General features: G+C 44.2%; 11 protein-coding genes and 1 tRNA gene. All 12 read left to right on the top strand.

What is annotated here, in order from left to right; genetic code table 11:
* Positions 1 to 21 precede the first annotated feature (21 nt).
* The 12 genes from HMPREF0721_RS05035 to deoC (HMPREF0721_RS04980) all read left to right on the top strand — a co-directional run bounded on the left by HMPREF0721_RS05035 (position 22) and on the right by deoC (HMPREF0721_RS04980) (position 11,958).
* Positions 22 to 98, top strand: a tRNA-Arg gene (locus HMPREF0721_RS05035).
* 212 nt (positions 99 to 310) lie between these two features.
* Complete coding sequence (locus HMPREF0721_RS05030) at positions 311 to 1,411, top strand: glycerol dehydrogenase (protein WP_006598519.1); 1,101 nt, start codon at positions 311 to 313, stop codon at positions 1,409 to 1,411.
* A gap of 240 nt (positions 1,412 to 1,651) precedes the next feature.
* Positions 1,652 to 3,457: a ketose-bisphosphate aldolase gene (locus tag HMPREF0721_RS05025; protein ID WP_006598518.1), complete on the top strand. Its 1,806-nt coding sequence runs from the start codon at positions 1,652 to 1,654 to the stop codon at positions 3,455 to 3,457.
* Complete coding sequence (locus tag HMPREF0721_RS05020; RefSeq protein ID WP_006598517.1) at positions 3,441 to 4,106, top strand: HAD family hydrolase; 666 nt, start codon at positions 3,441 to 3,443, stop codon at positions 4,104 to 4,106. The genes HMPREF0721_RS05025 and HMPREF0721_RS05020 overlap by 17 nt, the downstream gene beginning before the upstream one ends.
* A 103-nt stretch (positions 4,107 to 4,209) precedes the next feature.
* Positions 4,210 to 4,944: a deoxyribose-phosphate aldolase gene (gene deoC, locus HMPREF0721_RS05015; RefSeq protein WP_040640290.1), complete on the top strand. Its 735-nt coding sequence runs from the start codon at positions 4,210 to 4,212 to the stop codon at positions 4,942 to 4,944.
* An 18-nt stretch (positions 4,945 to 4,962) separates the two neighbouring features.
* Complete coding sequence (deoC, locus tag HMPREF0721_RS05010) at positions 4,963 to 5,685, top strand: deoxyribose-phosphate aldolase (RefSeq protein WP_006598515.1); 723 nt, start codon at positions 4,963 to 4,965, stop codon at positions 5,683 to 5,685.
* A gap of 38 nt (positions 5,686 to 5,723) precedes the next feature.
* Positions 5,724 to 7,250 (top strand): xylulokinase, encoded by a 1,527-nt coding sequence (locus HMPREF0721_RS05005; protein ID WP_006598514.1) that lies wholly within the window; start codon positions 5,724 to 5,726, stop codon positions 7,248 to 7,250.
* Between the two features lie 90 nt (positions 7,251 to 7,340).
* Positions 7,341 to 8,666 carry a transaldolase family protein gene (locus HMPREF0721_RS05000; RefSeq protein ID WP_006598513.1) on the top strand — a complete coding sequence of 442 codons (1,326 nt, stop codon included), beginning with the start codon at positions 7,341 to 7,343 and terminating at the stop codon, positions 8,664 to 8,666.
* Position 8,667: 1 nt separating this feature from the next.
* Entirely contained in the window at positions 8,668 to 9,525 is an 858-nt protein-coding gene (locus HMPREF0721_RS04995) for a transketolase (protein WP_040639926.1), read from the top strand.
* The gene (locus HMPREF0721_RS04990) at positions 9,522 to 10,460 is read left to right on the top strand and encodes a transketolase family protein (RefSeq protein ID WP_006598511.1); all 939 of its coding nucleotides are present in this window, start codon (positions 9,522 to 9,524) and stop codon (positions 10,458 to 10,460) included. Before HMPREF0721_RS04995 ends, HMPREF0721_RS04990 begins: the two co-directional genes overlap by 4 nt.
* A gap of 41 nt (positions 10,461 to 10,501) precedes the next feature.
* Positions 10,502 to 11,227, top strand: a complete 726-nt coding sequence (gene deoC, locus HMPREF0721_RS04985) for a deoxyribose-phosphate aldolase (protein WP_040639925.1) — start codon at positions 10,502 to 10,504, stop codon at positions 11,225 to 11,227.
* 20 nt (positions 11,228 to 11,247) lie between these two features.
* Positions 11,248 to 11,958 carry a deoxyribose-phosphate aldolase gene (deoC, locus tag HMPREF0721_RS04980; protein WP_006598509.1) on the top strand — a complete coding sequence of 237 codons (711 nt, stop codon included), beginning with the start codon at positions 11,248 to 11,250 and terminating at the stop codon, positions 11,956 to 11,958.
* Positions 11,959 to 12,064: the final 106 nt, after the last annotated feature.

Genomic DNA, 12,064 nt, shown 5'->3' with positions numbered 1-12,064 from the left:
ATAATAATGAGCGTGAAATTTGCGCTCGTAGCTCAGTTGGATAGAGCAATGGTCTCCGAAGCCATGTGCCGGCCGTTCGAATCGGCTCGAGCGCACCATTTTAGGATCACTTAATCCAGGGAAACACCCTGGATTTTTTTGTGCCCGATTTTGAAAACGGAGCATAAAAAGCAGGATGGCGGCGGTTAAATTTTCGATGCGGAAATAATGATAAAAAGATAGAAAACATTTGCAAAACGAAAAAAGACTTGTTAAAATAATGTCGATATATGATTAACGACGCGTGTGTTGTTTTGAGAGGAGAGAAACCATGGAAAAAATTATTCAGGCGCCGGGAAGATACATCCAAGGCGCCGGAGAGCTGCAAAAGCTGCCGGCTTATGTTGCGACTTTCGGCAAAGGGGCACTGGCGGTTTTGTCCGGCACCATGATGCGTACACAAAATGACAATCTGAAGGCCGGGTTTGAAGCGGCCGGATTAAAATATGTGTCTGAACCTTTCGGCGGGGAATGCTGTAACGCTGAAATTGATCGTCTGCGCAAAGTGGTTCAGGATGAAGGTTTGGATGTCATTGTCGGGATCGGCGGCGGGAAAGTTTGTGACACCGCGAAAGCCGTCGCGCATTATGAAAAGCTGCCGGTGATTGTGGCGCCGTCCATCGCGTCGACGGATGCGCCTTGCTCGGCCCTGTCCGTGGTTTATACGGAAGACGGTGTCTTCGAAGCGTATTTGGTTCTGCCGAAGAATCCGGAAATGGTCATCATGGACACGGATATCATCAAACGGGCACCGGCTCGTCTTTTTGTCGCCGGGATGGGGGATGCGCTGGCGACTTATTTTGAAGCCCAGGCGACTTATGACAGCCGGTCTACCGTGATGAGCGGCGGTCACGTGACCAATTCGGCCATCAGCCTGGCGCGGCTCTGCTTTGACATCTTGATGGCGGATGGGTTCAAAGCCAAGTTGGCGATTGAAAATCACGTGTGTACCGCTGCGGTGGAAAACGTGATCGAAGCGAACACCTTCCTGAGCGGTGTCGGCTTTGAAAGCGGCGGCTTGGCCGCGGCTCATGCCATCCACAACGGCTTTACCGCCCTGCCGGAAACCCATGAAATGTATCACGGAGAAAAGGTTGCCTTTGGGACATTGGTGCAGCTCGTGCTGGAAAATCGTTCGGAAGACGAATTGGATGAAGTGCTCGACTTCTGCACGACGCTGGGGCTGCCGGTCAACCTTGAAGGGCTTGGCGTGAAAGAAGTGAACGAGGAAAAAATCATGGAAGTGGCCAAGCTGGCCTGCGCGCCGGAGGACACGATGGGGAACATGCCCTTTGAAGTGACACCGGAAAGCCTGGCGGCGGCCATCATCGCAGCCGACGCGCTGGGGACCTATTACCTGAAAGAGGATTAACATCCGGCCATTCATTATCTAAAAAGATCAGGAAGGCTCCTTCGGGAGCCTTTTTGTGCGCGCAATTTTACGTTATCAATAATTGTTATTTTACACGGCACCTAAAAAATGTTGAATAAAAAATGTAAAGGATGCAAAAAAATCTAATTAGTTAACAAAAAATGATCTTTATTTCTATGATTGCTTGTATATACTGGTATATAAATAGCGGAGAATTTATTTTAATGAAAGGAGTCAAAAATGACATATGTCAATATGAAAACAATGCTTGAAAAGGCAAAGAAAAATCATTACGCGGTTGGCGCATTTAATATCGTCAATGAATTGACTGCAAAAGCAGTTGTTGAAACGGCTGAGGATTTAAAACAGGATGTTATTTTGCAGACTTCAGTCAAAACGGTGAAAGAATTTGGCGCAAAAGAATTAATGGATATTTTAAAACCACTTGCTCAAAATACAAAAATTAATGTGGCCATCCATTTAGATCACTCCCGGGATATTGAATATACGAAAGAATGCATCGCTGCCGGATGGTCCTCGGTCATGTATGATGGTTCGCAATTATCCTTGGAAGAAAATATTGCGAACACAAAAATTATCGCGGATTACGCACATAAGCGAAACGTAACAGTGGAAGGTGAACTCGGAGCGATCGTCGGTGTTGAAGATGATATTGTCGTGGAAAAGGACGGTGGTGCATTTGCAAATCCAAAAGATTGTAAAAAATTCATGGCGGAGACGGGGGTTGATGCATTGGCCCCCGCTGTTGGAACCGCTCATGGTGTTTACAAAGGTGAAATTAATTTAAATTACAAGCTGATGCAGGATATCAATGCGTTTTCGCCGGTGCCCCTTGTTTTACACGGGGGAACAGGATTATCAACAGAGATGTTCGACCGGATGATTCAGTCCGGGGCGGCCAAAATAAATATATCAACCGCGATTAAAATCGCATATTGCCAAGGTATGCGGGAATACATGGATGAAAATCCGCAGCAAAACGATCCGCTCAAGTTAGATGCGTTTGTCGGAGATTGCGTCAAAGAGGTGGCAAGAAAGCATATCAGATTATTCAGTCAAATGGATCGCGCGCCTTACGCGGTGGATCTGCATACCCATTCTACACGTTCCGATGGCGGCGATACGCCTCAGGAATTAATTGATAATGCGGCCAAACGCGGCGTGAGAGTTTTGGCATTGACAGATCATGATGTGATTCCGCCCCAAAAGATTGAAGTCAATGGCATTATGGTGGATCCGATTGCTTATGCGAAAACAAAAGGCATTCAATTTATTCCCGGAATTGAATTTTCCTGCGAAACGCTCGTCGATGATGTTCATATTGTCGCGTTAGGCTGTGATTTCCATCATCAGAAGATTTTAGACGTGAATCGAAAAATCGTTCAAAGCAAAATAGATTCTTATTATCAGTTAACAGCGCTGCTGACTGAGAAGGGAATGCCCATCGCTTGGGATGAAGTGCTGAATTATGGCGGGATACCCAGGAAACCGGAAGATGTTCAGAAAAAGATTATTTTTAATCTGATGGCGGAAAAGGGCTATACGGATACTTGGATTGAGGCAAAACTGCTTTGCAGAAATAACCCGGAATACGGCATCAAACGGAAAAAGCCGTCAGCCGTTGAAATTATTCGATTGATTCATGAGGTTGGTGGCATCGCGATTCTTGCGCACCCTTATTTGATTGATGATGTCGTCAGAGTGGATGACGGGAAAATGAGTCGGGATGATTTTATCGATTGGTTGATCGCAGAAGGATTAGACGGCATCGAAGCATCGTATACCTATGATAAAACAACGTATGGCGGAGAGCTGACAAAAGAGGAAATCATTCAAAAGGTCAAAAAGGATTATTCAAATCGCGTGAAAATTATTTCCGGCGGTTCGGATTATCACGCCGATTATAAAAGAACGGATCAAAAAGTGCGTGATATTGGCGAATGCGGCATCACTTATGAATATTTTTCAAATAATGCGCTGTTATCAAAACTTGAAGGGGGTGATCAAAATGAAGGAACCACATGAACAATATTCTTACATTATTTTTGATCTGGATGGAACACTGGTTGATACGTGCCCGGATTTGGTAAAAACGGTTCAATATATTATAAAAAAATATCAGTTCGAAGAAAAATCATATGAATTCATCAGAGGCTGCATAGGCGGCGGTGCCAGAAATATTCTGCTTAGGGTTTTAGGGACAGATAAGTCAGCGCTGATCGATTCTGAATTATTGCCCCTTTTTTCAGAATATTACACAGCGCATTGCGCGGATACATCAAAAGTTTATCCTGGCGTCATCGATATTTTAGATTATTATCAACAATGCAACAAACGCCTGGCGGTTGCAACTTTTAAAATCAGAAGTGCGACAGAAAAAATTTTTCAAAAATTTGGTTTGATGAAGTATTTTGATGTGATCGTGACGGCGGATGATGTGGACAAGCCCAAGCCCGACCCAGATTGCATTTTAAAAATATTAGATTTTTATGGATGCAATAAAACAGAAGCAATTCTTGTTGGCGATACGAAGACGGATTATTTGACTGGAAGAAACGCTGGGATTGATGTCTGTATGGTGACTTATGGATATGGCGAAAAGAGTGCATTACAAAATTTCACACCTTTATATTTAATAGACGATATAACCGAGATAAAAAGCGTGATCAAATAAAATGAAATAGTTTAATTATTATATTGATATGTATATACATGATGATATAATAAAGACAACCAAGCCGTCATGATGGTGAGATGTAAAAAGAGGGAGGAAAATGATGATTGATTGGAAGCATATGACGAAACATGATTTAGGGAAACATTTTGACTATGCAATTTTACCTAAAGACACAACGGAAGATGTCATTCGGAAAGAGTGTCAAAAAGCAATCGAATATAATTGCAAAGCCTTTTGTTTTTCGTCCTCATATTGGACTAAAGTTGTTGCGGAAGAGCTAAAGGGGACCGACTTATTAGTTGGCGCAGCGGTAGGTTTTCCTTTCGGGCAGCAAACAAGCGCTGTTAAATGCTTTGAAGCGGAAGAAGCGGTTCGCATGGGCGCCACCGTTTTGGATTGCTGTATGAACGTGGGGGCATTAAAAGATAAAAAGTATGACCAAGTGCTTCAGGAGTTTAAAGACTTTAAAAAAGCGTCCGGCCCAGCCATGACAAAAATGATTATTGAAGCAGAGATGTTGACCGATGAAGAAATTGCAACGGCGTGTAAACTGATCGCCAAAGCAGACATTGATTGGGCGAAGTCATCATCGGGCCAATATAACGGCATGACCATGGAACAGGTTCTTGTCATGGTTAATACATTAAAAGATAGCAAAACAAAGGTAAAAGTTTCCGGTGTTAAATATCCGCGGCCGCAAAATGCATACGCCTTTTTATTAGCAGGTGCGGAACTGATCGGATCGAGAGCGGCGCCGGAGATTATCGATGCATTGGACACCATGAGAAAAATTGGGATGATTCCGGCATATGAAGAACCGTCAGAAAGTAAGTAAAATTGAGAGGGAAAGCTTATGGTCGACTTATCTAAAATGACAAAATGGGATATGGGGAAGTTATTCGATTATTCCGTGTTGCCAAAACAAACGACAGAAGCAGAAATCAGAAGAGGCTGTAAAGAAGCGATTGAATATAACTGCAAAGCGTTTTGTTTTTCCTCCTCAGAATGGACGCCCATCGTTGCGGAAGAACTAAAGGGAACCAATATCATGGTCGGCGCTGCAATCGGGTTTCCCTTTGGTCAGCAGTCGAGCGCGGTGAAGGCCTTTGAAACAGAAGAAGCCGTTCGAAAAGGCGCCACGGTTTTAGATAACGTTATGAACGTCGGGGATTTAAAAGACAGGAAATACGACAAAATCAAGGCAGAATTCAATGATTATGTCCATGCGGCCCAAGGCGTCATGACAAAGATGATTATTGAAACGTGTTACTTGACCAAAGAAGAAATCACAACGGCTTGTCAGCTTGTTGCAGAGGCCGGCATCGATTGGGTTAAAACATCAACCGGACAGTATGAAGGCCCCGACGTAATGGATGTCAAGCTGATGGCCGATGCGGTTAAGGGGAGCAAAACGAAGGTGAAAGTGGCCGGCGTAAAAGCGCCAAGACCTCAAAATGCGTTCTGTTTTATTTTAGCCGGAGCAGAACTCATCGGAACCAGAGCGGCGCCGGCAATCCTGGACGCGGTAGACGATTTGAGAGAGATCGGGATTATTCCGGCTTATACGGGTGAATAGAGCAGATATTTAATCATTGAAGGAGAAGTGAGGAGAAAATGGGTAAATATTTAGTTGGCATGGACGCCGGAACGACCGGATGCAAAGTCTGTGTGTTTGATCTCGAAGGGAAATTGGTTGGCAGTGATTACAGAGAATATCCTTGTTATTATCCCCATGAAGGTTGGGTGGAACAAATTCCGGAAGATATTACCCCTGCGTTGTATGCGACTTGCAAGACAGCGATTGAAAGGTCCGGCATCCAGCCAAAAGATATTTTAGGGGTGGGCCTTTCATCGCAAGGATCTGTCATCGGCATGCTGGATCAGCATGAAAAGCTGATTAGGCCTTTTGTCGGGTGGCAGGATTTGAGAGGCGCTAACAAAGAACTTGAATGGTATATAAAATATATTACCAGAAAAGAGCATTATCAAATCACGGGCGACCCGATTGGGTTTGTTTTCAGCCTTCTAAAACTCATCTGGCTCAAGCAGAATGAACCCGAAAATTGGGAAAAAACGGCCTTGTTTTCAACGCATCAGGATTATTTTTTAAAGCAATTGGGTGCGGATGATTATTATACGGATTTTTCTTCGGCCAGCCGTGAAGGCATGATGGATATCAATGCGGATCAATGGTCGAAAAAGATTCATGATATTGTCGGTATTCCCTTGAGCAAAAGGGCAAAAATTATTGCAGAGCCGGGAAAAGTGGTCGCCCGCATTAACGTTGAAATTTCAAAATTAACGGGTTTGCCGGAAGGAACGCCGGTTTGCATGGGCGCTCATGACCAGAATTGCAACACCTTCGGATCCGGCGGGGTGGATGACGGAACGGCCGTGATGGTAATGGGAACCTTTGGATCCTGTTTCGTGATCTCCGATAAAAACATCAGGGACCCGAAGGGAAAACTGGTTGTAAAGGGAAATCATGGCGTCGGGAATTATACGATTGAAGCCTTTTCCAACACATCGGCATCCAGTTATCGCTGGTATCGGGATACTTTCTGTGATCTTGAAAAAATCGTGGGTTCTGCGCCGGGAGTGAATATGGATCCTTACGATGTTATTAACCGCCAAATTGAGCGTGTTCCGATTGGCGCCAATGGCATTACCTTCTTGCCGTATTTACAGGGAGCAGCGGGAGAAAAATTAAATGATCGGGCGAGAGGAACCTTTGTTGGCATGTCTTTAGGAACAACAAAAGCGGATATTGCCCGATCTGTGATGGAAGGCATTAGTTTTGAAATGCTGGACATTGTCAAAGCGGAGCAGGCAGCCGGAATTGACATTAACAGTATTCGCTTGACAGGCGGAGCCGCAAAGTCGCCGTTATGGAGTCAAATGTTGGCAGACATGTCTAATTGCCCGATTTTAATCCTGGAAGCCAGCGAATCCGGCTGCCTCGGTGCGGCGATGTATGCGGGTGTAGGCGTCGGTGCCTATAATGACGTTCATGATGCATCACAGAGAGCCGTCAAAATTAAAGAGGAATATACGCCGAATACAAATAATTTTGAAGCATATGACAAGGCATATGAAAAGTTCGCAAAAGTATATGAGGCGCTTGACAGCCGAGTGTTTTAAATAGGTTATATTATTTTTGAGCGGTGGTTGGGATTCCATTATCCCAGCCACATTTTATAAAGACAATTTGTATAGACAGATACGGACATCATGAAAAAGATTTGGAGAGATAAGAAAATGAATATTTGCTATCAAGTTAAGGACCTGAATTTGCAGATTGCACGAGGGGAAGAAGAATTTGTCAATCATTTTCTGACACAACCGATTGATTATGAAGATATTTCCAAGATTGGTACATTAGCGGAATATATTGGGACAACAGATAATTTTAAAAAAGTGATTCGTACGTTTGATGTGCCAAAGGGCGAGACACCTGCTGGTTTCAAGTTGCGCTATCAGATCAAAGACCATGTTCTCTTAGCTGATTTAGTCAGAGATATTTCTTATGATAAAAACAACCAAAAAAGATCAACCAATTTACTTTTTTCAGCGGATAGTGCCAACCCGTATGAAATAGAACCGATTAAAGATATTCTTGCCAATTTAACTTGCAATCCTGGCATTATTTATGATTTGTTTATCAATAATCCAAAGGCAAATATCGATCATCGCTTTAAAACCAGAGATGAGGTGATGGCAGAGATAGGGAAAATTTTAGGACCGGGAGCCGATATTTCTGTCGAACTGAATGATCCCTTCGGCAAAAGCGATTCGGAAATTTTGGAAGAGGCAGAAAAATTCAGGGAAATGCTTTCTGAGTATCGCGTTGTTATTAAAGTGCCTCACACCGGACCGGTTAATAAGGACAATGTTAACCAGTTGCTTACTGGGGATAAAAAATTAGATACAAGGTATTCACAGCCTAAGACAGCGGATGCCTTTAGGGGTCATCGATTAGCGTTAATGCTCAAAGAACACGGGTATCGGGTTAATTTCACCCTGATGTTCGAAACATGGCAAACGGCACTGGCCCTTCAGGCAAAACCTTATTTTATCAACTCCTTTATCCGTCATCGGTTGATGCAATCACAGGAAATAGAAAAGTATCTCGGTCTGTTTGACAGCAGCCGGAATGTGAAATATCTGGAAGCGCTGCGAACTTTTATGATCGACAAAGATTATTACTCAGCCGAAGATGTCGTCGGTCTGGAAGAGGTCAGAGAAGATGCGCAAAGGATTTTGAAGCAGCGCTCCTTTGAATCAAAAGAAGGTTCGGACGGCCTCGATGGGGTGAGACATAATCTGCGCTGGTTAAGACAGAGCAACTTAGAGGATACCAGATTGATTATTTGCAGTATGGAGGGGGCCGATAATTATCCGGATATTGATCGATTATTGGTTGCGGATGAATTCAGAGATATGTCAGGACGCGTCGTTCTGACGGCTGAACCCAATTATTTAGCCCGTTTTACCAGCGCCAATCAGGTGGTTTCTTACCAAAGACGATTTATGAACGCGGCTGATGGAGAAAAGTAAGATGGGCATCTCGGCAATAGCGCTTGAATGTTTGGCAACAAAATGTCGCTTGAATGTGATCCGGATGTTAAAATCAAGCGGACACGGTCATCTTGGAGGCGCCCTGTCTGCGATTGATATCGTGACGGCCCTTTACTTTTCAGAGATGAATATCGATCCGAACATGCCGGATAAATCCGATCGGGATCGCTTTGTGTTGTCTGCAGGGCATAAATGTTTGGCGCAATATGCTGTGTTGGCCGAAAAGGGGTTTTTCGATAAACAGATTTTAGATACTTACGGCCATTTGAATTCTGTGATCCCGGGTCATCCGAACATGCAAAAACTACCCGGAATAGAAGCAAACACAGGCGCATTAGGGCATGGTTTGGCAATTGCCAACGGCATGGCAGCCTCTGCGAAGCTTCGGAAGGACAAAAGCCGTGTTTTCGTGGTAATGGGCGATGGCGAATTGCCGGAAGGCTCTAACTGGGAAGCGGCGGCACAGGCAGCCAAATTCAAATTGGATAATTTGATTCTGTTCGTTGATTACAATGGCTTGCAGATCAGTGGATCCGTAGAAAATGTCCTTAATATGCAGCCGGTTATGGCTAAGTTTGAATCGTTTGGGTGGGCCGCTCATGAAATTGATGGCCATGATGTGCGACAAATTCTTGATGTATTAAAGAAGCTGCCTTCTGAAGAAGGAAAACCGAGCATTGTCTTTGCAAAAACAATTAAAGCCAAAGGGATTCCAACGCAGGAAGGAAAAACGGCTTCCCATTTTTGGCAACCGTCCGGGAAAGAATTAGAACAATGCGAAATGATTCTGAGGGCAAAACTTTCATATCAAGAAAAGATTTGTGAGGCTGCTTCATGAAAATTGGAGAATATTATGACCCGAGAAAGGTTTTTGGGGCATCCGTTTCAGCAATTGCAAAACAGAATGAGCGCATTGTACTTTTCTCTTCAGACAGCGGAAAGAGCTCGGGATTTTCCGATTTTATGACGGCATGCCCGGATCGGTATTTCGAATGCGGCATCGCTGAACAGGGAACCATTGGCATGGCGGCGGGAATGGCGACTGGCGGTTTTATTCCTGTGTTTTGTGCCATTGCGCCGTTTGTCACGTGCCGCCCTTATGAGATGTTTCGAAACGATGTGGGTTATATGCATCAAAACATTAAAATCGTAGGGCGAAACAGCGGGATTACCTACTCGGACCTGGGGTCGACGCACCACAGCTTAGAAGATTTTGCAATCGTTAGAATGATTCCGGAAGTGGTTATCTTAGCGCCTCAGGATCCAAATGAAATTAAAGAAGCGACAAAAGCAATGCTTGCGTACGATGGTCCTGTTTATATGCGAATAGGCAATCCGGCGATACCGGTTTTGTTTGAAGATACCGAGCCATTCGTGATAGGGAAAGGGCGATTGATCTGCGAAGGGACGGAAATAACGGTCATTTCGACAGGCAGCATGACGGAGTATGTGATGAAAGTAGCGAGAGCTCTTAAAAGCGACCATATTCACGTTGAACATATTGGGCTTCCAACCGTTTATCCTTTAGATCGAGAATTGATACTCAAGTCGGCGCGAAAAACAAGGCGGGTTTTGATTGTGGAAGAACATTATCGAGATGGCGGATTGGGAACGCTTGTGACAGAGTTGCTTAGTGAAGAACCGGATATTTCGGTGCGCCGTCACGGGATCCCTAATTGCTATGCAACGAACGGGCCGTACAATGATGTTTTGTCGTATTACGAGTTAGATGAGGAGGGGATTATTCAGCACATTAAGGATTTTATGAATTGATGAGCAAAATAGGTTTTTACGAGAGGAGAAGGAGAAAGACAATGGTCGATTTATCAAAATACACGAAGGATAATATCGGAAAGCTTTTTGATTATTCCGTTCTGCCAAAGAACACGGACGAAAAAGATATTCGTCAGGGGTGCAGGGATGCCGTTAAATATAACTGTGCTGCTTTTTATGCCTCCAGTCCGTTTTGGCTTCCGGTCATGAAGGAGGAATTAAAAGGCAGTGATGTATTGCCGGCCGCAGCCATCAATTTTCCGTTTGGAAGCTCCACTCCTTCTGTTAAAGCCTTTGAGACAGAAGAAGCGATCAAGCTCGGCGCGCGTTCCGTCGATACGGTTATGAATATCGGCGCTTTAAAAGATGGCAAATACGATGTCATTAAAGAAGAATTGCGGTTATTTAAAGAAGCGGCGGAAGATGCCCTGACAAAATATATTTTGGAAGTTGCCTTCTTAACAGACGAAGAAATTAGCATTGCCTGTGAATTGGTTGCGGAAATCGGGATTGATTACGCCAAAACAGCAAGCGGACAATTTGACGGTCCATCGATGGATCAGTTCTTAATCATGAAGCAAACACTTGAAAACACAGACATCAAACTAAAAGTGGCGGGGGTGAAATTCCCCCGGCCGCAAAACGCCTATTGCTTTATTATGGCGGGCGCGGAGCTGATCGGAACAAGAGCGGCCCCGGAAATTATCGACGCGCTCGACAAGATGCGGGCAATCGGCATTGTCCCCGAATATGCCGGGGCATCGTGATATCAGGCGGGAGAAATAAAATGATTGATCTGAAAACAATGTCTGTTGAAAGATTTGCGAAAGTATTCGACATGGCAATTTTAGCACCGGAAACGCAGGAAGAAGCCATTCGCGAGGGATGCAGACAAGCGAGAGAATACAATATTGCAGCCTTTTATACAACGCCATGCTGGACGAGCGTCGTTGCAGAAGCGCTTGAAGGCAGCGATGTGAAAGTCGGCGCGGCGATTTCCTTTCCATACGGAACATTGACCTCCGAGATGAAAATGGCAGAAATCGACGACGCTTTGAAAAATGGCGCGACGGCGATCGATATGGTTATCAATATCGGAGCGCTTAAAGACGGCAATATTGATCTGGTAAAAAAAGAAATCCAGGGACAGGTCGAGAAATGCCACAATCGTAACGCTCTGTGCAAAACGATTCTTGAAATTGGCACATTAACGGATAAGGAAATCGCAGTGGCAACAAGGACTGCTTGTGAATGCGGTGTGGATTATGTAAAAACGGGAACGGGAGCAAATATTTTGCCAAATGAACACCAGCTTCAAATCATGAGGGATTATATGTCTGACGGCGCCAAAATGAAGTTTTCCGGGATTCCGCGGCAATTTCAGCTGGCAGCATGTCTGCGGATGATTGAACTTGGTGTTGAGTTGATAGGGACAAGAAGTGCGATCCAATTAATTGATCAATATAAAAAATATTTAGCGGAAAAAAATAAAGAATAAATTTCAAAGCGATTGCTGTTCTTTTGTTAGATTGTTTTCGCTCATTTCATTCTAACGGACTCAATCGCTTTCTTATCCCTTAAGTTTCATATTATTGTAATTCTAC

This window comes from Pseudoramibacter alactolyticus ATCC 23263, assembly GCF_000185505.1.
Taxonomy (GTDB): Bacteria; Bacillota; Clostridia; order Eubacteriales; family Eubacteriaceae; genus Pseudoramibacter; species Pseudoramibacter alactolyticus.
This window is presented reverse-complemented; position numbering and strand designations above follow the sequence as displayed.